At 75.1% G+C, this 23,949-nt stretch carries 18 protein-coding genes and 1 riboswitch; of the genes, 13 read left to right on the forward strand and 5 right to left on the reverse strand.

Going from position 1 to position 23,949, the window contains the following annotated elements:
- Window positions 1-177: 177 nt before the first annotated feature.
- The 6 genes from A4R25_RS05025 to A4R25_RS05050 all read left to right on the forward strand — a co-directional run bounded on the left by A4R25_RS05025 (window position 178) and on the right by A4R25_RS05050 (window position 6,535).
- Entirely contained in the window at window positions 178-1,488 is a 1,311-nt protein-coding gene (locus A4R25_RS05025) for an SGNH/GDSL hydrolase family protein (protein ID WP_043323654.1), read from the forward strand.
- A gap of 66 nt (window positions 1,489-1,554) precedes the next feature.
- Window positions 1,555-2,778, forward strand: coding sequence for a cytochrome P450 (locus tag A4R25_RS05030; RefSeq protein WP_064445775.1), 1,224 nt, complete (start codon window positions 1,555-1,557; stop codon window positions 2,776-2,778).
- Window positions 2,775-3,785 carry an alpha/beta hydrolase gene (locus tag A4R25_RS05035; protein WP_231915428.1) on the forward strand — a complete coding sequence of 337 codons (1,011 nt, stop codon included), beginning with the start codon at window positions 2,775-2,777 and terminating at the stop codon, window positions 3,783-3,785. Before A4R25_RS05030 ends, A4R25_RS05035 begins: the two co-directional genes overlap by 4 nt.
- Window positions 3,778-4,911, forward strand: a complete 1,134-nt coding sequence (locus A4R25_RS05040; protein ID WP_064445776.1) for an alpha-hydroxy acid oxidase — start codon at window positions 3,778-3,780, stop codon at window positions 4,909-4,911. The genes A4R25_RS05035 and A4R25_RS05040 overlap by 8 nt, the downstream gene beginning before the upstream one ends.
- Window position 4,912: 1 nt before the next feature.
- The gene (locus A4R25_RS05045; protein ID WP_064445777.1) at window positions 4,913-6,256 is read left to right on the forward strand and encodes a PLP-dependent aminotransferase family protein; all 1,344 of its coding nucleotides are present in this window, start codon (window positions 4,913-4,915) and stop codon (window positions 6,254-6,256) included.
- 27 nt (window positions 6,257-6,283) lie between these two features.
- The gene (locus tag A4R25_RS05050) at window positions 6,284-6,535 is read left to right on the forward strand and encodes a hypothetical protein (protein ID WP_013286617.1); all 252 of its coding nucleotides are present in this window, start codon (window positions 6,284-6,286) and stop codon (window positions 6,533-6,535) included.
- 65 nt (window positions 6,536-6,600) lie between these two features.
- On the opposite strand, the gene A4R25_RS05055 is transcribed toward A4R25_RS05050, so the two are convergent.
- The 5 genes from A4R25_RS05055 to A4R25_RS05075 all read right to left on the reverse strand — a co-directional run bounded on the left by A4R25_RS05055 (window position 6,601) and on the right by A4R25_RS05075 (window position 12,085).
- Window positions 6,601-8,037, reverse strand: a complete 1,437-nt coding sequence (locus A4R25_RS05055; RefSeq protein WP_030499908.1) for a glycine hydroxymethyltransferase — start codon at window positions 8,035-8,037, stop codon at window positions 6,601-6,603.
- An 18-nt stretch (window positions 8,038-8,055) separates the two neighbouring features.
- Window positions 8,056-8,145, reverse strand: a riboswitch (ZMP/ZTP riboswitch).
- A 123-nt stretch (window positions 8,146-8,268) separates the two neighbouring features.
- On the reverse strand, window positions 8,269-8,769 hold the full coding sequence (locus A4R25_RS05060; RefSeq protein WP_030499909.1) for a hemerythrin domain-containing protein: 501 nt from the start codon (window positions 8,767-8,769) through the stop codon (window positions 8,269-8,271).
- Between the two features lie 107 nt (window positions 8,770-8,876).
- Window positions 8,877-10,361, reverse strand: coding sequence for a S8 family serine peptidase (locus A4R25_RS05065; protein WP_064445778.1), 1,485 nt, complete (start codon window positions 10,359-10,361; stop codon window positions 8,877-8,879).
- Between the two features lie 145 nt (window positions 10,362-10,506).
- A complete protein-coding gene (locus A4R25_RS05070; RefSeq protein WP_064445779.1) occupies window positions 10,507-11,370 on the reverse strand; it encodes an NAD(P)H-hydrate dehydratase in 864 nt (287 codons plus the stop codon).
- Complete coding sequence (locus tag A4R25_RS05075; protein WP_064445780.1) at window positions 11,354-12,085, reverse strand: histidine phosphatase family protein; 732 nt, start codon at window positions 12,083-12,085, stop codon at window positions 11,354-11,356. The genes A4R25_RS05070 and A4R25_RS05075 overlap by 17 nt, the downstream gene beginning before the upstream one ends.
- Window positions 12,086-12,220: 135 nt before the next feature.
- Between A4R25_RS05075 and A4R25_RS05080 the strand changes: the two genes are divergently transcribed.
- The 7 genes from A4R25_RS05080 to A4R25_RS05110 all read left to right on the forward strand — a co-directional run bounded on the left by A4R25_RS05080 (window position 12,221) and on the right by A4R25_RS05110 (window position 23,946).
- Window positions 12,221-12,550, forward strand: coding sequence for a hypothetical protein (locus A4R25_RS05080; protein ID WP_043323668.1), 330 nt, complete (start codon window positions 12,221-12,223; stop codon window positions 12,548-12,550).
- A 67-nt stretch (window positions 12,551-12,617) separates the two neighbouring features.
- Window positions 12,618-16,301, forward strand: coding sequence for a DUF4132 domain-containing protein (locus A4R25_RS05085; protein WP_064445781.1), 3,684 nt, complete (start codon window positions 12,618-12,620; stop codon window positions 16,299-16,301).
- A complete protein-coding gene (locus tag A4R25_RS05090) occupies window positions 16,298-17,428 on the forward strand; it encodes an AAA family ATPase (protein WP_064445782.1) in 1,131 nt (376 codons plus the stop codon). Before A4R25_RS05085 ends, A4R25_RS05090 begins: the two co-directional genes overlap by 4 nt.
- Entirely contained in the window at window positions 17,425-19,734 is a 2,310-nt protein-coding gene (locus tag A4R25_RS05095; RefSeq protein ID WP_064445783.1) for a DUF5682 family protein, read from the forward strand. Before A4R25_RS05090 ends, A4R25_RS05095 begins: the two co-directional genes overlap by 4 nt.
- The gene (locus A4R25_RS05100; RefSeq protein ID WP_064445784.1) at window positions 19,731-20,843 is read left to right on the forward strand and encodes a VWA domain-containing protein; all 1,113 of its coding nucleotides are present in this window, start codon (window positions 19,731-19,733) and stop codon (window positions 20,841-20,843) included. Before A4R25_RS05095 ends, A4R25_RS05100 begins: the two co-directional genes overlap by 4 nt.
- Window positions 20,844-20,852: 9 nt before the next feature.
- On the forward strand, window positions 20,853-22,931 hold the full coding sequence (locus A4R25_RS05105; RefSeq protein WP_064445785.1) for a hypothetical protein: 2,079 nt from the start codon (window positions 20,853-20,855) through the stop codon (window positions 22,929-22,931).
- Window positions 22,932-22,965: 34 nt separating this feature from the next.
- Window positions 22,966-23,946: a DNA polymerase domain-containing protein gene (locus tag A4R25_RS05110; RefSeq protein ID WP_064445786.1), complete on the forward strand. Its 981-nt coding sequence runs from the start codon at window positions 22,966-22,968 to the stop codon at window positions 23,944-23,946.
- Window positions 23,947-23,949 lie beyond the last annotated feature (3 nt).

A 23,949-nucleotide genomic window follows, 5' to 3' on the forward strand; every position in this document is an offset into this window, starting at 1 on the left:
GCAGCGGCGGTCCACCGCGGACAGAGCCGATCGTCGCTGCGTCCCGCGACGTGGGCATTTGATCATGTCGATCAGGTTGATTGACGCTCGTCACCGCCGGAAGCTAGTTTCCGGTCCATCGCCCGGGCCGGTGCCGCCGACCGCGTCACGCCCGGGGCTGCCGACCATGGAGGATCGATGCCGACCCCGAAGAGATGGCACGTCATAGCTTCCGCCGTAACGCTGCTGATCGCCGCCACCCCGGCGGTCACCGCGAGCGCCGGCCCGACCGACACCGACCGCGCCGGGCACGGGCGCGCCGAGTGGGCCGGGACCTGGGCCGCGGCGGTGACCCGCGGGAACACCGTGGGCCTGACCGAGACCGGCCTGAACAACCAGAGCATCCGGATGACCGTGCAGACCTCGGTGGGCGGGCCGCGCCTGCGGGTGCGGCTGACCAACCTCTACGGCCAGCAGGCCATCCAGGTCGGCCGCGCCACCATCGCCCGGCCGAACACCGCCACCCCCGACGACCTGTCCGACATCGTCCCGGCCAGCGTCCGTCAGCTGACCTTCTCCGGCGCCGGTTCGGCGACCATCAACAAGGGTGCCGAGCTGCTCAGCGACCCGGTGGCCTTCCCGGTGGCCGAGCAGGAGGACCTGGTGGTCACCCTGTACTTCCCGGTGCTCACCGGGCCGGTCACGTTCCACGGCCAGTCCCGGGTCACCAACTTCATCGGCGCCACCGACCTCACCTCGGCGGCCGACGGCGCCGGCTTCACCATCCGGCCCAACTGCTGCTGGATGTTCCTGTCCGGCATCGACGTGGAGCGCAAGGTGACGCCCGGCTCCGTGGTGGTGCTCGGCGACTCCATCAGCGACGGCAACGGCAGCACCGTCAACGCCGACCGCCGCTGGCCGGACCTGCTCGCCAAGCGGCTGATCGACGCCCGCCCGGAGCCGCGTACGCCGGGCGTGCTCAACCTCAGCCTGGCCGGCAACCGGCTCAACCACGAGGGCACCGAGCCCGGCGCGGGCGACTTCCCCGGCTACTACGAGCTGGGCCCGAACGCGCTGGCCCGGCTCAACGAGGACGTGTTCCCACAGACCGGGGTGCGTACCGTCATCACCCACCTGGGCATCAACGACATCTGGATGAACGGTGACAGCCCGGAGGCGATCATCGCCTCGCTGCGCCAGCTCAACCGGCAGGTCCAGGCGCGCGGCCTGACCAGCATCGCCGGCACGCTCATGCCGTACGAGGGCAACGGCGGGCCGGGCGTGTGGACGCCGGAGAAGGACGCCACCCGGCAGGCCGTCAACACCTGGCTGCGCGGGCCCGGCCGGGCCGAGTTCGACGGCGTCGTCGACTTCGACGCGGTGATGCGCGACCCGGCGCAGCCCAGCCGGCTGCTGCCGGCGTACGACTCGGGTGACCACATCCACCCGAACGACACCGGAGCCGCGGCGATGGCGAACGCGGTGCCGTTGAAGCTGCTCGGACTGTGACACCGGGCGGGGGCGGCGGTCGACACGACGCCGCCCCCGCCGCCGTTTTCCTGGGGAGGAAAGACAGTGGACGTCAGCGAGATCCTGACCGGGCTCTACAGCGAACAGGGCCGGCAGAACCCCTATCCCTTCTACGCGGCCCTGCACGAGCACGGGCCGATAAACGCCGTTCCGGCCCGCGCCGAGCACAGCACCGTCAGCGCGGTGGCCGGCGGGTACGACATGGTGGACCAGATCCTGCGCGATCCCGGCTGGTACAAGGGCTTCCCTCCCGGCTGGGAGGAGCAGGAGATCCTGCGGACGTTCCTGACGTCGATGATGTTCGTCAACCCGCCCGACCACACCCGGATGCGCGCGGTGTTCGCGAAGACGTTCACCCCGCGCCGGCTGGTCGCGCTGGAGCCGGTGATCGAGCGGGTCGTCGCCGAACGCCTGGACCACATGGCCGAGGTGGGCGCCGACGGGCACGAGGTGGACTTCGTGGCCGACTTCGCGTACCCGGTCCCGGCGCTGGTGATGGCCGAGTTCATCGGCCTGCCCCCGGCCGACCTGGCCTGGTACCGGCAGCGGGTCGACTGGATCGACGAGTACATGGACGTGTCCGGCAAGACGCCGGAGCGGCTGGCCCGGGCCAACCAGGCCGCCGAGGAGCTGCGCGTCTACTACCGCGACCTGATCGCCCACCGGCGCCGTACGCCCGGCCACGACCTGATCAGCGGGCTGGTCGAGGTGCTCGACGCGGGCGGCGTCGACCTCACCGAGGACGAGCTGATCAGTAACCTGATCGTGCTGTTCAACGCCAGCTTCGTCACCACCGTCTACATGTTCAGCAACGGCCTGCCGCTGCTGCTGGACCACCCGGACGTGACCGCCGCGCTACCCGGTGACGACGCGCTGGCCCGGGGCTGCGTGGAGGAGGTGCTGCGGATGGAGAGCCCGGTGCACTTCCTGGCCCGCTCCGCGCCCGCCGGCGTCGACCTCGGCGGCGTGCCGGTCGACCGGGACGACAACGTGCTGCTGCTGATCGCCGCCGCCAACCGCGACCCGGCCCGCTTCCCCGACCCGGACCGCTTCGACCCGCGCCGTCCCGGCCCGCCGTCACTGGCCTTCGGCGTCGGGCTGCACTTCTGCCTCGGCTCGGCGGTGTCCCGGCTGGAGGGCCGGCTGGCGCTGCCGCGCCTGTTCGCGCGCTTCCCGCGGCTGGCCGTCACCCAGCCGTACACGTACAGCGGGAGTCTGTTCCTGCGCGGCATCGACAAGCTCTTCGTCACCACAGGGGAGGCCGGATGACACTCGATCCGCAGGTGGTCGCGTGGCGGACCGCGCGGGCCGCCGCCGGGACCGTGCCGCTCTACACCCAGACCCTGGCCGAGGCCCGCGCCGCCGACCTCGCCGCGATCCGTGCCGGCTCCGGCGCGGTCGAGCCGGTCGCCGAGGTACGCGACACGACGGTGCCCGGCCCGGCCGGGCCGCTGCCGGTGCGGATCCACCGGCCGGACGGCGACGGCCCGCTGCCGACGCTCGTCTACTTCTTCGGTGGCGGCTGGACCCTCGGCAGCGTCGACACCGCCGACGGAATCTGCCGGCGGCTGGTCAACCTGACCGGCGCGCAGACCGTGACGGTCGGCTACCGGCTCGCCCCGGAGCACCCGTTCCCGGCGGCGGTGGAGGACTGCCACGCCGCGGTGCGGCACCTCGCCGCGCACGCCGCCGAGTTCCGCGTCGACCCGGACCGGCTGGCGGTCGGCGGGGACAGCGCGGGCGGGAACCTGGCCGCCGCGGTCACGCTGCTGGCCCGCGCCGACGGCGGTCCCCGGCTCGCCGCCCAGCTGCTGGTCTATCCGAACACCGACCAGCGGCCCGGGCACCGCCCCGGCGACGACGAGGACCCGATGCTGTTCAACAGGCACTCGGTGGGCTGGTACCGGAGCCACTACCTGGCCGACCCGGGCGACGCGGCGCACCCGCTGGCGTCTCCGCTGCTCGCCGAGGACCTGGGCGGCCTGCCCCCGGCGCTCGTGATCACCGCCGGGTACGACCCGCTGTGCGCCGAGGGCCGGCGGTACGCCGAGCGGCTGGGCGAGGCCGGCGTGCCCACCGAGACGGCCCACTACCCGGGGATGGTGCACGGGTTCTTCGCCATGCCCGGCGTGTTCGACGCCGGACGGCAGGCCCAGGAGCGGGCCGCCGCCTTCCTGCGCCGCACGTTCGGGCTCGACCGCACGCCCGGCGCGGGCGAGTCCGCTGCGGGCGTGGACCCGGCCGGGAACACGGTGGGCGCGGGCGGCCATGGCTGACCCGGCACGCGACACGCAGCCGCCCGCCGACGCGGTGGACGGCTTCGTGCCGCCGGTCAGCCTGGCCGACTTCGCCGCGCTGGCCCGGGCGGTGCTGCCGCCCGACGTGTGGGACTTCGTCGACGGCGGCAGCGGCGCCGAGACCGCCCTGGCCGCGAACCGGGCCGCGCTCGATCGGGTGGCGGTGCTGCCGCGGATGCTGGCCGGCGTGGACGACCCGTCCACCGAGGCGGCGCTGCCCGGCGGCCGGGCCGCGTTGCCGGTGGCTGTCGCGCCGATGGCGTACCAGCGGTTGCTGCACCCCGACGGCGAGCCCGCGCTCGCGGCGGCGGCCCGCGCGGCGGGCGTGCCCTACGTGGCCAGCACGCTGGCCAGCACGCCGATCGAGGAGATCGCGGCGACCGGCGCGACCGTGTGGTTCCAGCTGTACTGGCTGCGCGACCGGGCGCTGGTGGCCGACCTGCTCGACCGGGCGTCGGCGGCCGGCTGCGCGGCGGTGATGGTGACTGTGGACGTGCCGGTGCTCGGGCGGCGCCTGCGCGACGCCCGCAACGGGTTCGCGCTGCCGCCGCATGTCACCGCCGCGAACCTGCCCGGCGGCCGGGACGACCTGGCGCACCAGGGCACCCCCGGCGTGTCGGCGGTGGCGGTGCACACCGGCGCGGTCTTCGCCCCGGCGCTGAGCTGGGCGGACCTGGAGTGGCTGCGGGAGCGTACCCGGGTGCCGTTGCTGGTCAAGGGCATCCTGGACGCGCGCGACGCGGTCCGCGCGGCGGACGCCGGCGTGGACGCCGTGGTGGTCTCCAACCACGGCGGACGGCAGCTCGACGCCGCCCCGGCCAGCGCGGCCGTGCTGCCCGAGGTGGTCGAGGCGGTCGACGAGCGGTGCGCGGTGCTGCTGGACAGCGGCGTCCGCGGCGGCGTCGACGTGCTGCGCGCGCTGGCGCTGGGCGCGGACGGCGTGCTGCTGGGCCGGCCGCTGCTCTGGGCCCTGGCCGCCGGTGGCCGGGTCGGCGCCGAGGCGGCGCTCGCGCTGCTCGCGGCGGAACTGCGCGACGCGCTCATCCTCAGCGGCTGCCCGGACCCGGCCTCGGCCCGGCGGCTGCGCACCCGGATCGGAGGCTGACGTGGAACCGGTCGACCTGGCCGTCACGGCGCTGCACGGCAGTGTCGGCGACCCGGCGCTGAACTCGATGAACTTCCTCAACGAGGTGGCGCAGCACTACCCGGACGCGGTGTCGCTGGCGGCCGGGCGGCCGTACGAGGAGTTCTTCGACTCCGCGGTGCTGCACACGTACCTGGACCGCTTCCGCCGCCACCTCGCCGAGGACGTCGGGCTGGACCGGGCCGGCGTGGACCGGACGCTGTTGCAGTACGGCCGGACCAAGGGCGTCGTGCACCACCTGATCGCCCGGCACCTCGCCGTGGACGAGGGGCTCACCGTCGACCCGGAGTCGATAGTGGTGACAGTCGGCTGCCAGGAGGCGATGTTCCTGGTGCTGCGCGCGCTGCGGACCGGCCCGGCGGACGTGCTGTTCGCTGTCGCGCCCACGTACGTCGGGCTCACCGGCGCGGCCCGTCTGGTCGACCTGCCGGTGCGCCCGGTGGCCGGCGGGCCTGACGGCGTCGACCTGGCCGACCTGCGCGCCGGGGTGCGCCGCGCCCGCGCGGAAGGGCTGACGCCCCGGGCCTGCTACGTGATGCCCGACTTCGCCAACCCGTCCGGCGTCAGCATGGGCACCGGGCAGCGGCGGCGGCTGCTGGAACTGGCCGCCGAGGAGAACCTGCTGCTGATCGAGGACAACCCGTACGGCCTGTTCCCGGCCGACGGCACCGCGCGGCGGCCCACGCTCAAGGCGCTGGACACCGCGCGCCGGGTGGTCTACCTCGGCTCGTTCGCCAAGACCGTGCTGCCCGGAGCCCGGGTCGGCTACGTGGTCGCCGACCAGCGGGTGGGGGAGGCCGACGGCACAGTGGTCCCCTTCGCCGACCACCTCGCGAAGATCAAGAGCATGGTCACGGTGAACACGTCACCGATCAGCCAGGCGGTGATCGGCGGCGCGCTGCTGGCGCACGACTGCTCGCTGGTGGCCGCGAACGTGCGGGAACGGGCCGCGTACGCCCGCAACCTGCGCCACCTGGTCGACGGCCTGGCCCGGCGCTTCCCGGCCGGCGGCCCGGTCACCTGGACCGTCCCGGCGGGTGGCTTCTTCGTGGTGGTGAGCGTCCCGTTCCCGGTCGACGACGCGCTGCTGCACCGCTCGGCCCGCGAGTACGGCGTGCTCTGGACGCCGATGGCCCACTTCTACGACGCGGGCACGCCGGTGAATGCGTTGCGGCTGTCGGTGAGCGCTGTCACACCGGAGTCGATCGATCTCGGGCTGGACCGGCTCGCCGCGCTGGTCACGGACACCATGTCCGGCGGCGTGACGCCGGAGTGTCAGGGTTCCGGCACACTACGTGTTTCCTGACGCCGTTCGTCTGTTGATAATGGACCAATGGTTGCCTGGGAGTACGCGTTGCTCGTTCGTCGGTATCAGGGTCAGGGACGCAATTTCCACGTCTCGTTCGTGTGGTACGGCCCGGACGGGTCACGCACCGACGTGACCGCGTACGGCGACACCGCCATCGCGCACCTGAACCGGGTCGGCCGGGAGGGCTGGGAACTGGTCTCCGCCGCCGAGGACGTGAACAACGTGCAGGGCAGCACCGAGGTCCACCGCTACCACCTGAAGCGCCCGCTGCGCTGACCCCGTAACCGCCGGCACCCCGGGAGACTCCTTCTCCCGGGGTGCCGCTTCGTGTTGTCGGGCGCTCAGCCCAGGTCGACCGAGGGGTAGAGCGGGAACGGCGTGAGCAGGTCGGCGGCCTGCTTGCCGACGGACTCGGCGACCGCCGGGTCCAGCACGTACTTCGCCTTCGACGGCGCGCCGTCCGGGCCGGTGCCGGGCGTGGTCTGGCTGAGCACGGTGTGGATCAGCTCGGCGGTGGCGTCCATCTCGGCGGCGCCGAGGCCCCGGGTGGTCAGCGCCGGGGTGCCGATGCGGATGCCGGAGGTGTACCAGGCGCCGTTCGGGTCCTGCGGCACCGAGTTGCGGTTGGTCACGATGCCCGAGTCCAGCAGCGCCTGCTCGGCCTGCCGGCCGGTCAGGCCGTACCCGGACACGTCGATGAGCACCAGGTGGTTGTCGGTGCCGCCGGTGACCAGCGTCGCGCCCCGGCGCAGCAGCCCGTCGGCGAGCGCCTGCGCGTTGTCCACGATCCGCTGGGCGTAGTCGGCGAAGTCGGGGCGTCGCGCCTCGGCCAGCGCGACCGCCTTGGCTGCCATCACGTGCGGCAGCGGCCCGCCGAGCACCATCGGGCAGCCCCGGTCGACCTGGTCGGCCAGTTCCGGGCCGCAGAGCACCATGCCGCCGCGCGGGCCGCGCAGCGACTTGTGCGTGGTGGTGGTGACGATGTGCGCGTGCGGCACCGGGTCGAAGTCGCCGGTGAAGACCTTGCCGGCGACCAGCCCGGCGAAGTGGGCCATGTCGACCATGAAGGTGGCGCCGACCGAGTCGGCGATCTCCCGCATGATCCGGAAGTTCACCTTACGCGGGTACGCGGAGTAACCGGCGACCAGGATCAGCGGCTTGAACTCGCGGGCCGCCTCGGCCACCCGGTCGTAGTCGATCAGGCCGGTGGCCGGGTCGGTGCCGTAGCTGCGCTGGTCGAACATCTTGCCGGAGATGTTCGGCCGGAAGCCGTGGGTGAGGTGCCCGCCGGCGTCCAGCGACATGCCGAGCATCCGCTGGTTGCCCAGCTCGCGGCGCAGCGCGAACCAGTCGGCCTCGGTGAGGTCGTTGACCTGCCGGGCCTGCGCCTTGCGCAGCGCGGGGGACTCGACCCGGTCGGCCAGGATCGCCCAGAACGCGACCAGGTTGGCGTCGATGCCCGAGTGCGGCTGCACGTAGGCGTGCGACGCGCCGAACAGCTCGCGGGCGTGCTCGGCGGCGAGCGCCTCGACCGTGTCGACGTTCTGGCAGCCGGCGTAGAAGCGGCGCCCGACGGTGCCCTCGGCGTACTTGTCGCTGAACCAGTTGCCCATGGCCAGCAGCGTCGCCGGGGAGGCGTAGTTCTCGCTGGCGATGAGCTTGAGCGACTCGCGCTGGTCGGCCAGTTCCGCGGCGATGGCGTCGGCGACACGCGGCTCGACGCCGCGGACGACCTCCAGCGCGCTGCGGAAGGCGGTGGACTCGGCGTTGCGCGACATGCGACCTCCAGGTGACGTGCGGAAGGCCCAGGCGCTCGGCATGCGTCCTCATGACGAGGCCGCTCCCCGATGGTGCTCCATCTCCACGCGCCAGTCACGGCCCGTGCCGATCCTACCGGCCCGACCCGGACCTGCGGGGTTGGGCCGCCCGTCCCGGCGACTGAACCCCGCGACGCGAGCGGGACCGCCCCTCTGCCTCGGGGCGGTCCCGCTCGCGTCGCGCGGCCGGTGTCAGGCGACCACAGCATCGAGGGACTTCTTCAGCGCCTTCGGGGCGGTCGGCGTCTTCGGGGCCTTCGGGCGCAGGTCGAGCATCCGCTGGCCGATCTCCTGGAGCTGGTTACGGCCGAGCGCCTCCCGGACCTTCGGGAACCACTCCTGCTCCTCCTCCTCGACGTGGTGCAGCACGTTCTCGATCAGCACCGTCGTCTTGGCGTTGAACCGCTCGTCGTCGGCGTCCATGGTGAACAGCTCGAAGCAGAGCACGTCCGCGACGTGGTGCTCCTCGTACGACTCCAGGATGTCGTCCTCGACGTCGGGCACCAGCTTGCGGACCTCCGGGTACATCACCTCGTTCTCCAGGTAGGTGTGCACCGTCAGCGCCTCGAGGATCTGCTCGACGATCTTCCCGCGCTTGCTCGCCGGTCCCTCCTCGGCCTCCTGGAAGGCCTTGAACAGGCGGCGGATCTCCTTGTGGTCCTCCTTGAGCAGGACGATCGCGTCGGTGGACACCGGTTACCTCCTATAGTCGGCTGACGCTGCCCCCCTACCCGGGGCCCGACCAGGACAAACAGACCGGGCCCGGCGCGCTCGCCGGGCCCGGTCCACGCGGGTACGGGTTACTTCACCGCGTTGTACGCGTCCACGACACCGGCGCCGTAGAACCCGTTGCGCTTCCCGCCGGAGCAGGTCGCGTCGTACGAGTTCGGGCCCGCCGGGATCAGCGGCACCGGGTTGTACACGCCCGCCGGGCAGGACTTCGCCACCGCCGTGCGCTCCAGGAACGAGGAGAGCTGGCCCGGCGTCATGCCCGGGTGCGCGGACAGCGCCAGCGCCGCGACGCCCGCGGCGTGCGGGCCGGACATCGAGGTGCCCTGCTTGTAGCCCCACCCGTTGGTACGGGTGGCGGTGTTGAAGGTGGTGGACAGGATGCCGTCGGTGGACGTCGAGCGCGCGCCCTGGGTCCGGAACCGGGTGTCGCCACCGGGTGCGGTCACGTCGATCACACCCTGGCCGTACGAGGAGTAGTAGCTCTTGTCACCGGTCGGGCCGACGGCGGCGACGGTCACCACGCCCGGCGCCTCGGCCGGGAGGACCAGGCAGGCGTTGGTGAGGTTCGCGCGCTCCTCCGGCGTGCCGTTGTTCGGGCTGCCGGTGTCGGTGATCTTGTGGGCCAGGTCGAAGTTCGCGTTGCCGGCCGACGCCACGTGCAGCACGCCCTGCGACTGCGAGTAGCGCAGCGCCCGCTGCACTGCCTGCCACACCGGACGCTGGCGGGCGTCGTTGCGGCAGTTCAGCTGCCACGGGTCGATGTAGTAGCTGTTGTTGGTGAGCTGGAAGCCGTGCTCGGCGGCCCACATGAACCCGCAGACCGCGGCCTCCGGGAAGATGTAGCCGTCGTCGTTGACCACCTTCACGGCGGCGACCTTCACACCCGGGGCGACGCCGGTGACGCCGACGCCGTTGACCGCGGCGGCGATGGTGCCCGCCACGTGGGTGCCGTGGTCGCTGGTGGTCGGGTTCCACGCCGGCTCGGCGGTGTCGGTGACGCCGCCGATGCAGGACGTGCTCTTGTCCTTGGCGATCTGGGTCGCCAGGTCCGGGTGGCTGCTGGAGATGCCGCTGTCCAGCACGCCCACCACGACCGACGGGCTGCCGCCGGTCACCGCGTGGGCCTGCGGGACGCGGATCATGTCCATGTCCCACTGCTGGCCGTACAGCGGCTCGGCGGTCGGGTCGCCCGCGGCGCGGACCACGTCGGCGGCCGGGACCTCGACCGTCTCGCCCTCGTCGAGGGCGGTGCCCAGACCGGCGGTGGAGGCGACCGACTCGACGCCGGCACCGGCCACGCGGGTGGCGAAGTCCGGGGCGGAGGAGCGCGCGACGAGCACGCCGATCTTGTCGTACGCGGCCACGACAGTGCCGTCGGCGGCGGCCACCCGCGCCGCGGCCTTGGCGGTGCCGTTGCCCTGCGGGGCGAGGACCAGGTACGACGTCTCCGGTCCGGCGGCCGCCACCGGCGCCGGGACGCCGATCAGGGCGAGACCGGCGCCGAGCGTCACGGCGGACGCGGCGGCGAGTGTCTTGCGACGGAGATTGTTCACACAGACTCCCAGGGGGTTGGTGCGGCCGGGCCGCTCCCTGGACGGGGGTACGGCCCGGTGGAGACGCGCAGGCTGCACGCCTCGCCGCAACAGCGCCCACCGACGGCGGGGTGTTACACGCCTCACCCCGCCGAGCTGTGGATCGTCAGACCGTGGCGATCGTGTACGGGATCTCGTCGAGCAGTTCCCGGGCGAGGAAGCCGATCCGCCCGTACCGGGGGACCAGCCGCTGCCCGCTCACCGCGTGCGCGAACGCCGCCCAGCAGGCGGCCTGCGCCGGGTCGGCGCCCCGGGAGAGCAGACCCGCGAGCAGCCCGGCCCGCACGTCGCCGCTGCCCGAGGTGCCCAGCCCGGCGTCACCGCTCTCCTCCCGCCAGGCCCGGCCGTCCGGCGTCGCGATGTGCCCGTACAGCGAGACGACCGCGTCGTACCGGCCGGCCAGTTCCACCGCCTCGGCGTCCAGGTCGTCGCCCGGATCGCGGCCCAGCAGGTGCTTCGCCTCGGTCAGGTTGGGGGTGAGCACCGCCTTGCGGCCGGACCCGGCCAGCAGGTCCGGGGCGTGGCTGAGCGCGCCGAGCGCGTACGCGTCGAGCACCAGCGCGGTCTCCCGGCCGGCCGCGTCCAGGACCAGGCGCAGCAGCTCCCCGGTGGTCTCGATGTCGGTCAGGCCGGGTCCGACCGCCACCACGTCCGCCTCGGCGACCAGGCCGCGGAGCAGGTCGCCCGGGTCGCCGCGGACCGCGCCGTCACCGGTCTCCGGCAGGCCGACCACGAGCGCCTCCGGCACCTGGATGCTCAGCGACGCCGCAGTCGACTCGGCCGCGGCGAGCTGGAGCACGCCGGCCCCGGCGCGCAGCGCGGCCACCCCGGCGAGCAGCACCGCGCCGGGGGTGAACCGGGAGCCGCCGACCACCAGCACGGTGCCGCGCGCCTCCTTGCCGCCGGTGGGCACCGGCAGCGCCCAGTCCCGCAGCAGCGCGGGGGTGATCACGTCAGACCGGCTCGGCATTGACCTCGTCCTCCCTGGTGGGCGTCGCCCCCTGCCGGTGCAGGTGGGCGACGTCGTTGAACACGTCCGGCACGAGACGGCCGGTGTCGTCGGCGTGCCAGCCGGTGACCGAGCAGTTGGCGATCACGTGCTCGCGGGTCAGCGCCATCAGCTCGGCCTCGGTGAGCCCCTCCACCAGGTAGCGCAGCAGGAAGACCAGCGCGTCGTGGCCGAACAGCAGTACCCGGCCCCCCTCGTGGTCGCGGCGCAGGTCGCCGAGCAGCGCCCGCAGCCGCAGCGCCACGTCGGTCCAGGACTCGCCGCCGGGCGGGCGGTAGTAGAACTTGCCGAGCCGGGTACGCCGCCGCGCCTCCTCCGGGTAGCGCCGGTTCACGCCGTGGCCGGTGAGCCCGTCGAGGACGCCCAGTTCCCGGTCGCGCAGCCGCTCGTCGACGCTCGCCGGGATCCCGGTGCCGTGCAGCGCCAGCTCGGCCGTGCGCACCGCCCGCAGGTACGGCGACACCACCGCCACGTCCGGGCGCCGCGAGCCCGGCAGCCCGGCCAGCCACCGGCCGGTCGCCCGCGCCTGCTCCTCGCCGGTGGGCGACAGCGGCACGTCCGCGTCCCGGTGGCTGAGGTCGATCAGCTCGGCGCCGGACGTCTCGGCCGCCGTGGCCGCGACGTTCGCCGTGCTCTCGCCGTGCCGGACGACCCAGAGCGATGCCAACTCCGCCATGCGGCTCCCGGTACCCGGGCTCGACCGGGGATAACCGTGCCGGACCGGCCCGGCGCGGGACTGCGCGGCCGTGCATCGACCCGGCACAATGTCCCACGACGCGGGACGGACGGCCCGGGTACGAGGGAGGCGCACATGGCGACTGTGGTGCGGGGGCTGCGGGAGGCGCTGGTGCTCTTCCTGATCGCGGTCCTGGTGATCGCGGCGGCGGTCGGCATCTGGGTGGCCGTCGGCGGCGGCGACTTCACGCACCGGCTCGGCGTCGCGTTCATGATCGTCGGCGCCGTGATCGGGATGACCGGTGACCTCACGTTGAGCCGCATCGGCATGCTGCCGGCCCGGTCGGCGTTCGGCCTCGCGCCGGAGCGGGAGGACGGCGGCGGCGGGCGGGTGCTCACCGGCGTCGGCATCTTCCTGTTCGTCTCGGTGCCGCTGATCGTCGTCGGGGCGCTGCTGATCACCTGAGCGGTTCTCACGCTGTCGGTGCCGCCGGTTATGGTCCCCGCACACTGCGGGCGATCAAGGAGACGGTGTGCGCAGATTCGAGTTCGTGGGCGGCGGTTCGGCCAAGTTCTGGGAGGTCGGGCAGCGCGACGCGACGGTGACGGTCCGCTATGGATCCCTCGGCGCGCAGGGCCGCACCCAGGTCAAGGAGCTGGGTTCGCCGGCCGAGGCCGCCGCGCACGCCGACCGGCTGATCGCGGAGAAACTGCGCAAGGGGTACGCCGAGGCGACCGCCGCGCCCTCCGCCGGGCACACCGGCGCGCCGGCCGTCGGGCCGGCCGGGCCGAGCCACGAACCGGAGGCGACCGTCGCCGATCCGGCCGGCGCTGGTTCGGCCGGCAGCGACCGGGCCGGGACGCCGTCGGCCGCGTCGCCCGCCGGCGACCTGCCGGACGAGGACGCGTTCGAGGTCCCGGCCGGCTGGCGACGGATGCTGGCCCCGCGCCGGGGCGGCGCACCGGGCCCGACCCTGCCGAGCGCCGCGAAGGGCCGGGCCGCCGGGCGGAAGGTGCTGGACTCGGTGGCCGACCAGGTCGCCGCCATCGCCCGGGCCACCACCGACCCGGAGCTGGGTCCGGCGCTGCGCGGCTACCTCGACGGCGAGCCCGGTCCGCTGGGCGGTGCCGCGCTGGTGGCGGCGGTGGCCATGGCGCTCGGCTATCACGGGCGCGACCAGCAAGGGCTGGCCCTCGGCGACCTGCTGGCCGCCGATCTCGGTCCGGCTGGTGCGGCCGTCGCCGCGACCGAGCAGATCACCGTGGCTGCCGCCGGGTCGATGTCCCCGCTGCCGCTGAACCGCATCAGGGCGGAGAAGTCGCAGAACTACGGCCACTGGCGGCTTCGCCAGTCCGTGCTGCGCCGGGTCCGCGCCCATCTCGCGGCGGCCGGCGACGACGACTACGCCGCGGCCCGCGCCGCGCTGGTCCCGTACCGGTCCGGGCCGTTGGCGACGCGGGTGGTCACCTCGTTCCTGCTGCCCACCGAGCGGGAGTGGGTGGCCCGGGACGCCGCCGGCGTGGCGCGCGACGGGGGCCCGCTGCTCGCCGAGCTGCTGCTCGGCGCGGTCGACGAGGTGGACGCGATCCACGCCCTCAGCGGGCACCTGGCGGTCTACCGGCTGATGTACGACCAGGCGCCGATCGTCACCGCCACCGCGGCGGTCGGGTCGCCGATCGCGCCGCTGCTGACCGAATGGTTCGACCACGAGCACGCCGGCGCGGACGCGCGGCAGCGGCTGGCGTCGCTGCTGGCGGCCCTGCCCGGCGACGAGCCGATGGCGGCGCTGCTCGACCGGCTGGACCGTAGGTACGTGCCGCCCGCGGTGACGGAGATGCTGCGCCGCTTCCCGGTGCGCGGCGTGCGCCTGCTGTCCGCCGCCGCCGAGGGGCGCAGCCCGGCTGCGCGGGAGGCAGCGACGTTGCTGCGCGCCCACGTGCTGGCCAACCCGGCCGCTGTCGAGGCGGCGCTGCCGACGCTGGCCCCGGCGCAGCGGGAGCGGATCGAGCGGATCCACGACGACGCCTCCGCGCTGCCGGCCGCCGGGCCGGACCGGCTGCCGCCGGTGCTGGTGTCCCCGCCCTGGTCGGTCCGCCGCCCACGTTCCGCCCCGCCGGTGGTGGACGGGCTGGCCCGTCCCGCCGGGTCCGCCACGGCCTGGCTGCCGGGCGAGCGGGAGCGGTGGGCCGCGGTGGTGCCCCGCTGGTCCGGCTGGTGGCGGGGTGACGACCTGACCGTGCTGGCCGCCGAGGTCGCCGCGGGGCGAGCCGGATCGTCAGCGGCGATCCACTTCTTCGTCCGGGCCACCGAGGAACTGGCCCGGCCGCTGCTGCCGGCCTGGCGGCCCACCGAGTCCTGGGGCGCCGACGAGTGGATGTCCCGCCTCGCCGGGCGCTACGAGCTGGACGCGCTGCCCACCGCGCTGCACCTGGCCCGTACCGCGCCGAAGAGTGTCGGCGAGGTGCTGCTGCCGTACGCCGACGGCGAGGTCGCCGACCTGATGGCCGACTGGCTCGACCGGCTCAAGACGGCCCGCCCGGTCGCCCGGGCCTGGCTGCGGCGGCACCCGGAGTACGCCGTGCGGGCGCTGCTGCCGGCTGCCCTGGGCGCGCCCGGCCCGCGCCGCCGGGCCGCCGAGCGGGCGCTGCGCCTGGTCGCCGCCGAACACCGCGACACGCTCCTCGGCGTGGCCCGCGAGCACGGCGAGGAGGCGCTCGCCGCCGCCACGGCGATGCTCGACGCGGACCCGCTGGCGCAGCTCCCGGCCCGGATGCCGAGCCTGCCGGCGTGGCTGGACCCGGCGGTGCTGCCGCAGGTGCTGCTGCGGGACCGTTCGGCGGCGCTGCCCGCCGAGGCGGTACGCCACCTCTGCACGATGCTCGCCATCTCCGCGCCCGGCGAGCCGTACCCGGGGGTGGAGATCGTCCGCGCGGCGTGCGACAGCGACTCCCTGGCGGAGTTCGGCTGGGCGCTGTTCGAGAGCTGGCAGGCCGCCGGGGCGCCGTCGAGGGACGGCTGGGCGTTCACCGCGCTGGGTCTGCTCGGCGACGACTCGACCGCGCGGCGGCTCGCGCCGTTGGTCCGGGCCTGGCCGGGTGAGAGCCAGCACGCCCGGGCGGTGACCGGCCTGGAGGTGCTGGCGCAGATCGGCACCGACGTGGCGCTGATGCACCTGTACGGCATCTCGCAGAAGGTGAAGTTCCGCGGCCTGCGGGAGCAGGCGGCCCGCAAGGTCACCGAGGTCGCCGACGGGCTGGGGCTGACGCCCGAGCAGCTCGGCGACCGGCTGGTGCCCGACCTCGGGCTGGACGCCGACGGCAGTCTGGTCCTCGACTACGGGCCGCGCCGGTTCACCGTCGGCTTCGACGAGCAGCTCAAGCCGTACGTGGTGGACGGCGCCGGCGCCCGCCGCAAGGACCTGCCCAAGCCCGGCGCCCGGGACGACGCCACGCTCGCGCCCGCCGCGCACAAGCGTTTCGCCGGCCTGAAGAAGGACGTGCGCACGCTCGCCGCCGATCAGATCCGCCGCTTCGAGACGGCCATGGTGACCGGGCGGCGCTGGCCGGCCACGGACTTCCGCCGCTACTTCCTGTCCCACCCGCTGCTGTGGCACGTCGTGCGCCGGCTGGTCTGGGCCACTGTGGACGACGCCGGTCAGGTGGTCACCGCGTTCCGGGTCGCCGAGGACCGCACGCTCGCCGACGCCGACGACGAGACGTACGCGCTGCCGGATGACGCCACCGTCACCATCGCGCACCCGCTGCGCCTCGGCACGGCGGTGCCGGCCTGGGCGGAGGTCTTCGCCGACTACGAGATCCTCCAGCCGTTCCCGCAGCTCAGCCGCGACGTGCACCGGCTGGACGAGGCCGAGCGCGCGGAGAAGCTGCTGCGGCGGCACGCGGGCGTCACGGTCCCGGCGGGGCGGCTGCTCAGCCTGGAGCGGCGAGGCTGGCGGCGCGGCGACCCGCAGGACGCCGGCATCCAGAGCTGGCTGGAACGCGAGGTCCCCGGCGGCGGGGCGGTGGTGATCGACCTCGACCCCGGCATCGCGGTCGGGATCGTCGACATGTTCCCCGACCAGAAGATCGAGGCGATCTGGGTCAACGACGTGCCGTACGGCGGCTGGTTCCAGCGCGACGGCAAGGTCCGCCTCGGCGACCTGGACGACGTCACCGTCTCCGAGGTGCTGCGCGACCTGGCGGAGGTGACCCGGTGACCGCGCTCGACCCGACCGCCGAGCGGGCCCAGCGGCCTCCGGCCGTCGAGCGGGCCCAGCGGCCTCCGGCCGAGGTGCGGTACGCCGACGAGCTGGCCGCGCTGGCCGCGAACGACAGTGACCCGCGCCCGCCGGGCTGGCGGCTGAGTCTGCGCGCCGCGCGCCGGTTCATCCTCGGTGACCCGGCGGCCGGGATCCGGCGCAAGTTCGTCGGCGACCCGTCGCTGATCGACAGGGCGCTGGTGGCGCTGGCGACCAGCCGCGGGCTGATGCTCGTCGGCGAGCCCGGCACCGCCAAGTCGCTGCTGTCCGAGCTGCTCGCGGCCGCGGTCAGCGGCGACTCCACGCTCACCATCCAGGGCGGCGCGGCCACCACCGAGGACCAGATCCGCTACTCGTGGAACTACGCGCTGCTGGTCGCCGACGGTCCGTCGCCGCGCGCGCTGGTGCCGGCGCCGCTGCTGCGCGGCATGGCCGAGGGGCGGGTGGTCCGCTTCGAGGAGATCACCCGCTGCCCGCTGGAGGTGCAGGACTGCCTGCTCTCCCCGCTGTCGGACCGCGTGCTCGCCATTCCGGAGCTGCCCGGCGCCGACGCCATGGTGTTCGCCCGCGAGGGCTTCAACGTGATCGCCACCGCGAACACCCGGGACCGGGGCGTCAACGAGATGAGCGCCGCGCTGAAGCGGCGGTTCAACTTCGAGACCGTCTTCCCGATCCCCGACCTCGGCACCGAGCTGGAACTGGTGGAGGCCGAGGCGGGCGAGTTGCTGCGCCGCTCCGGCGTGACCGCGCCGCCCCGCCGGGACCTGCTGGAGGTGCTGGTCACCACGTTCCGGGAGCTGCGGACCGGGATCACCGAACGCGGCGACGCGATGGAGCGGCTGTCGGCGGTGATGAGCACCGCCGAGGCGGTGTCGGTGGCGCACGCGGTCGGGCTGCGCGGCTGGTTCCTGCGCGGCGAGCCCGGCGACGCCGCCGACCTGGTCGCCTGCCTGGCCGGCACCGCCGCGAAGGACGACGCGGAGGACCTGGCCCGGCTGCGTCGCTACCTGGAACAGCAGGTGTCCCGCCGCTCCGGCGCGCAGTGGCGGGCGGTGCACGACGCCCGGCACCTGCTGCCCGGGTGAGCACCGTCGAGGCGCCCGGCGGCGTCACCTTCCTCGGCGTCCGGCATCACAGCCCGGCCTGCGCCCGGCTGGTCGCGGCCACGGTGGCGCGGCTGCGCCCGGCGTACGTGCTGGTGGAGGGGCCGGCGGACCTGAACGGGCGGATGGACGAGTTGCTGGGAGACCACGAGCTGCCGATCGCCGTGTTCACCGCGCACCGCGACGGCAACCGGCGGCACGTCTCCTGGAGCCCGTTCTGCGCGTACTCGCCGGAGTGGGTGGCGCTGACCGCCGGCCGTGAGGTGGGCGCGCAGCTGCGCTTCATCGACCTGCCCGCGTGGCATCCCGCGCTGTCCGGCCGCGCCAACCGGTACGCCGACGCCGACCAGCGGTACGCCGAGGCGGTACGCCGGCTCTGCGCCACCCTCGCCGTGGACAACGTGGACGCGCTCTGGGACCACCTGTTCGAGATCGGCCCGGACGACGGGCTGGCCGAGCGCCTCGACACGTACTTCGACGTGCTGCGCGGCGAGTCCGCGGCCGGGGCGGACGACACGGCCCGGGAGGCGTACATGGCCCGCTGGGTACGCGCCGCCCGCCGCCGGGCCGCCGGCCGCCCGGTGCTGGTGGTGACCGGCGGCTTCCACCGTCCCGCCCTGGTCCGGCTCACCGCCGGGGCGGGGGACGACGGACCGGAGGACGAGGACTGGCCGGAGGTGCCCGCCCCGGCTCCGGACGCGGTGGCGGGCAGCTACCTCGTGCCGTACTCGTTCCGGCGCCTCGACGCGTTCGTCGGCTACCAGTCCGGGATGCCGTCCCCGGCGTACTACCAGCGGGTCTGGGAGGACGGGCCGCGCCGGGCCGCGGAGGCGCTCACCGAGGCGGTGGCGGCCCGGCTGCGTGCCCGGCGGCAGCCCGTCTCCACCGCCGACCTGATCGCCGCCCGGACCATGGCCGGCGGCCTGGCCCGGCTGCGCGGCCACGCCCACCCGGGCCGGGTCGACGTGCTCGACGCTCTGGTGTCCGCGCTGGTCACCGACGCGCTCGACCAGCCGCTGCCGTGGGCGACCCGGGGCACCCTCGCGCCCGGCGCGCACCCGGTGGTGGTGGAGATGGTCGCAGCGCTCAGCGGCGACCAGGTCGGCCGCCTGCACCCGGACACGCCACTTCCGCCGCTCGTGCACGACGTCGACGCCGAGCTGGCACGGCACCGGATCGATCCGCAGGAGACGGTCGAGCTGGACCTGACAGTCTCCGGCGACCTGGCCCGCAGCCGCCTGCTGCACCGGCTGCGGCTGCTCGACGTACCCGGTCACAGCCGCGAGAGCGGCCCCCGGGTGGGCGCGGACGCGCTGCTCACCGAACGCTGGACGCCCGCGCCGTCGGCGGACCGGCTCGCCCGCATGATCGAGGCCGGTGGGTACGGGCCGACCGTCACCGACGCGGTCACCGCCCGGATCGAGGAGCGGGTGACGCTGCTCGGCGCCGACGTCGACGCGCTCGCCACGACGCTGTTCGACACCGCGCTGGCCGGGCTGCCCGAGCACTCCACCCGCACGCTCACCGCGATCACCCGCGCCACCGGCACGGTCACCGACCTGCGGGCGCTGGGCCGGGCGCTCGCCGTCGCGCTGGCGCTGTGGCGGCACGACCGGCTCCTCGGCAGCGCCGGAACCGCACCACTGGGCGCGCTGATCACCGCCGCCGTACGCCGGGCGCTCTGGCTCGTCGAGGGCGTACGGGCCACGGCCGCGCCGGCCGACCCGGGACGGCTGGCCGCGCTCGTCGCGGTCCGGGACGCGATCCGCCACGCCGGTCCCGCGCTCGGGCTCGACCGGGACGGCGCGCTCGCGGTGGCCGGGCGGGTCGCCGCCGACGCGGCGGCCCCGCCGGACCTGCGCGGCGCGGCGCTGGGCCTGGCCTGGTCGCTGGGCGACGTGCCGGACGCCGCCCGCGCGGTCCGGGCCGTGGCCGCGCCGGACACGCTCGGTGACTGGCTGTCCGGGTTGTTCGCGCTGGCCCGCGAGGAGGTGGTGGCCGGCGACGCCGCGCTGCTCACGGTCGTCGACGAGCTGCTGGCCGGGATGGGCGCGCACAACTTCCTGGTGGCGTTGCCCGCGCTGCGGCAGGCGTTCGGCTGGTTCCCGCCGCGGGAGCGGGCGGAGGTGGCCCGGCACGTGCAGGCGCTGCACGGCGGCGACGCGCCGCCCGGTGACCTGCTGCGGCTGGACGCCGACCCGCTGCTGGTGGCCGCCGCCCGCGCGGTGGAGGAGCGGGTCGACGCGGTGCTGGCCCGGGAAGGGCTGTGGGAGGGGGAGCGGGCGTGACGGACCCGATGCGGGAACGCTGGCGGCTGGTGCTCGGCGACGCCGCGCAGGACAGCCTGGGCGGTCTGTCGGCGGAGGCGGCCGGCCGGGACGCGGCGCTGGACTGGCTCTACGGCCGCGACGCCGACCTCGGCCGCCGCGACGTGCGGCGCGGCGGGTCCGGCCCGTCCGTGCTGACCACTGTGGACTGGCTGGACGGGATCACCCGGCTGTTCCCGAAGGAGACGGTGCAGCGGCTGGAACGCGACGCGGTCGAGCGGTACGGCATCCACGAGGTCGTCACCGACCCGGCGGTGCTGGCCCGGGTCGAGCCGAACCCGGCGCTGCTGCGCGCGGTGCTGCGGACCAAGCACCTGATGGACCCGGAGGTGCTGCGCCTGGCCCGCAAGCTGGTCGAGGCGGTGGTGCGGCAACTGGTCGAGCGGCTGGCCGCCGAGGTGCGGCAGTCGTTCTCCGGGCCCCGGGCGCGACGACCCAGCCGGTTCCGGCAGGCCCGCAACTTCGACGTCCGGCGCACCATTCGGGCGAACCTGGCGCACTGGCGGCCGGACGAGCGCCGGCTGCACGTACGGCAGCCGCACTTCTTCTCCCGTACCCGCCGCCACCTGGACCGCTGGCAGGTGATCCTGCTGGTGGACCAGTCCGGTTCGATGCTCGGCTCGGTGATCCACGCCGCGGTGACCGCCGCCTGCCTGTGGGGGCTGCCGGGCGTACGCACCCACCTGGTCGCGTTCGACACCGACGTGGTCGACCTGACCTCCGACGTCGACGACCCGGTGGAGCTGCTGATGAAGGTGCAGCTCGGCGGCGGCACCGACATCGCCCGCGCGGTCACGTACGGCGCGCAGCTCGTGGAGAACCCGCGCCGGGCCATCGTCGCGCTGGTGTCCGACTTCTACGAGGGCGGGAACGCCGGACGTCTGGTCCGGTCGGTGCAGCAGCTGGTGGAGCAGGGCACGCATGTGCTCGCGCTGGCCGCGCTGGACGAGGAGGCCGACCCGGCGTACGACCGGGCCACCGCCCAGCGGCTGGCCGACGTGGGCGCCGCGGTGGGCGCGATGACGCCGGGCGAGCTGGCCGCGTTCGTGGCCGAGCACGTGGGCCGGTAGGGGGACCGGATGACCCGTGACGACCTGATCGCGCTCACCCCGGACGTGCTGGCCGCGCTGAGCAACAGGGGCCTGGTGAAGCGCGCCACGAAGGAGGTCGACGCCGGTGAGCGGCCGGTGCTCACCGAGGACGCCGACGGCGAGGTGCGCGCCGCGTACCCGGACGGGGTGACGGTGACGCTGCCCGGGGGCGGCGGCCTCGCGGCCGGGATCTGCTCCTGCCCGGCGCCCGGCGTGTGCCGGCACCTGCTCACCGTCGTGCTGACCTACCAGCGCACGCACGCCGACGCCCCCGGCCGCGAGGTCGCGCCGGACCAGCCCGCGGCGCCGGACCGGCAGGCCGTGCCGGGCCACGACGCCGCGTCGAGCCACGACGCCGAGCCGGGCCACGACGTCACGCCGGGCCTGGACGACGCCGGCTCCGGCGGCGAGCCGTGGCGGTGGTCGCCGGGCGACGTCACCGACGAGGAACTGGCCGCCGCGATCGGCGCCCCGGCGCAGGCCGCCGCGAAGCGACGGCTGCGCCGCGGCTACACCGCCGTGGTCCACCGGCCGGACGCCGCCGACCCGGTCCCGCGCGTGGAGCTGCCTACCGGCACGGTCCGGTTCCTCGTGCCCCGCCAGATCGGGTACGCGCGCGGCGACGCCGCCGACGACGGCGGAGAATCGATCGCGCTCGCCGTGTGGGCGTGCCGGGCGGCCGACCGGGAACACCCGGACCGTCCCGAGGCGCAGGTACGCGTCGGCGGACCGGCCACCGTGACGGATCACCCGGCGCTGGACGCGGCGGTGGCGCTGGCCGCCGACGTGCTGCTGACCGGCGTCGCGCACCTGGGCTCCGGCGTGGACGCCCGGCTCGCGGCGGCCCGGCGGGACCTCGACGCGGCCGGTCTGCGCTGGCCGCTGCTGGCGGTGGAGGACCTGGCCGGGCAACTGGAGGCGTACGCCGCGCGCGGCGCCCGGTACCGGCCGGAGACCCTCGCCGACCTGCTCGCCGAGCTGCCCGCGCGGCGGCGCGCGGTGGTCAACGCCGGGGCCACCCCGCCGGAGCGGGTACTCGGCACCCACGAGCCGGCGGAGACGCCGCTGCGGCGGGTACGGCTGACCGGCCTCGGCGCCCGGGTCCGGTCCAGCGGCGGCGAGGTGGGCGTGGACGTGGTGCTCGCCCACCCGGCCGCCGTCTCGGTGCTGGTGCTGCGCCGCGCCTACCCGGTCACCGGCGACGACCCGCCCACCGGGCGCGAGCTGGCCGGGCGGCGGATCACCGGCGCCACGCTCGGCGCGCTCGCCGGCGGCAACGTGGTCTCCGAGTCGGCGGTGCGCAGCGCCGCGCACCAGCTCCGGTTCGCCGCCGGCCGGCTGGCCCGCACCACTGTCACGCCCGGCGCGGGGGACTGGTCCGGTCTGCCGCCGGGCCTGCTCGCCCGCGACCCGGACGCGCTCGCCGCCGAGCTGGCCGGACGGCCGCCCCGGTTGCTGCGCCCCCGGACCGCCGCCGAGTCGGTGCGGGTGCTCGCGCTCGGCGAGGTCCGCGCCATCGGGTACGCGGCCGGCGAACAGCGCCTGCACGCCACGGTGACCGGGGTCGACGGCGGCACGGCGACCGTCACCGCCACTCACCACGCCGCCGCCCCGGGTGCACTCGACGCGCTCGCGGCGGCACTGGACGGCACACACGGGCCGCCGCGCTACGTCAGCGGGACAGTCCGCCGGGGCGCCGACGGACTCGTCGTCGAGCCGCTGGCGGTGGTCGCCGACACTGTGGTCGTACCCGATCTGGCGCCTGGGGTAGGTGACGGGCGGCTGGCCGGCGCGGTCGACGCCCGGCCCGACCCGGTCGCCGCGGCGCTGGGTGCGGCGGCGGCGCTGCTCGCGCAGGCCGCGCACACCGGCCTGCGGCACCTGCCGGCCGCCTTCCCGGAGCGGTTGCGCGCGACGGCGGCCGGGCTCGCCGCGGTCGGCCTGGACCGCTGCGGCGCGACAGTGTCCGGCCTGGCCGGCGCGCTCGGCGCCGACCCCGGCGAACCGGCGGTACGGGCCTGGGTGGACGCCTGGATCCGGCTGTCGGTCACCGGGGAGTCCCGGTGAGCCGGTCCCCACGCCCGGCCAGGATCGCTACGGTGTGACGGTGGCGACCACGGCGGCGCAGGAGATCCAGGTGGGGGAGCGGCTGGTCCGCGTCTCCAGCCCCGACAAGCCCTACTTCCCGGAGCGCGGGCTGACCAAGCTGGACGTGGTCAACTACTTCCTGTCCGTCGGCGACGGCATCCTGCGCGCGCTGCGGGACCGGCCGACCATGCTGGAACGCTGGCCGCGCGGCGTGTTCGAGGGCGCCAAGGTGGCCACCCGGCAGACCAACAAGGGCGACGCGTTCTACCAGAAGCGGCTTCCGGCCGGCGCGCCCGACTGGGTGCGCACCGCGCACATCACGTTCCCCAGCGGCCGTACCGCCGACGAGGTGGCCCCGAGCGAGCTGGCCGTGGTGATCTGGGCGGCCAACCTGGGCACGCTGCGGTTCCACCCGTGGCCGGTGTCGAAGGGCGACGTGGAACGCCCCGACCAGCTGCGCATCGACCTCGACCCGATGCCGGGTGTCGACTTCGCGCAGGTGGTGCCGGTGGCGCACGAGGTACGCGCGTTCCTGACGGAGCTGGGCCTGGAGGGCTACCCGAAGACCACCGGCGGGCGCGGCATCCACGTGTACGTCTCGATCGAGCCGCGCTGGAGCTTCGGCGAGTGCCGGCGTGCGGTGCTCGCGCTGGGCCGGGAGATGCAGCGCCGCCTGCCCGACCTGGTCACCACCACCTGGTGGCGCGACCAGCGGGACCGGCCGGTCTTCGTCGACTACAACCAGATGGCCCGCGACCACACCATGACCTCGGCGTACTCGATCCGGCCGACCCCCGCGGCGCTGGTCTCGGCGCCGCTGGACTGGTCCGAGCTGGACGACGCCCGCCCGGAGGACTTCGACGTGCTCAGCATGCCCGCGCGGTTCGCCGACCGCGGCGACCCGCACGCCGGGCTGGACGGGCGGCGGTACTCGCTGGAACCCCTGCTGGAGCGGGCCGACGCCGAAGGGCTGGAGTCGCCGCCGGAACGCTGAGGC

Source organism: Micromonospora sp. NBRC 110037, assembly GCF_001652995.1.
GTDB lineage: Bacteria > Actinomycetota > Actinomycetes > Mycobacteriales > Micromonosporaceae > Micromonospora > Micromonospora chalcea.

Bases quoted from the DNA above. Each gene is read 5' to 3' on its own strand.
- A4R25_RS05025 (WP_043323654.1), top strand. From the start codon at position 178: ATGCCGACCCCGAAGAGATGGCACGTCATAGCTTCCGCCGTAACGCTG.
- A4R25_RS05035 (WP_231915428.1), top strand. From the start codon at position 2,775: ATGACACTCGATCCGCAGGTGGTCGCGTGGCGGACCGCGCGGGCCGCC.
- A4R25_RS05040 (WP_064445776.1), top strand. From the start codon at position 3,778: ATGGCTGACCCGGCACGCGACACGCAGCCGCCCGCCGACGCGGTGGAC.
- A4R25_RS05050 (WP_013286617.1), top strand. From the start codon at position 6,284: ATGGTTGCCTGGGAGTACGCGTTGCTCGTTCGTCGGTATCAGGGTCAG.
- A4R25_RS05055 (WP_030499908.1), bottom strand. From the start codon at position 8,037: ATGTCGCGCAACGCCGAGTCCACCGCCTTCCGCAGCGCGCTGGAGGTC.
- A4R25_RS05070 (WP_064445779.1), bottom strand. From the start codon at position 11,370: ATGCCGAGCCGGTCTGACGTGATCACCCCCGCGCTGCTGCGGGACTGG.
- A4R25_RS05075 (WP_064445780.1), bottom strand. From the start codon at position 12,085: ATGGCGGAGTTGGCATCGCTCTGGGTCGTCCGGCACGGCGAGAGCACG.
- A4R25_RS05080 (WP_043323668.1), top strand. From the start codon at position 12,221: ATGGCGACTGTGGTGCGGGGGCTGCGGGAGGCGCTGGTGCTCTTCCTG.
- A4R25_RS05105 (WP_064445785.1), top strand. From the start codon at position 20,853: ATGACCCGTGACGACCTGATCGCGCTCACCCCGGACGTGCTGGCCGCG.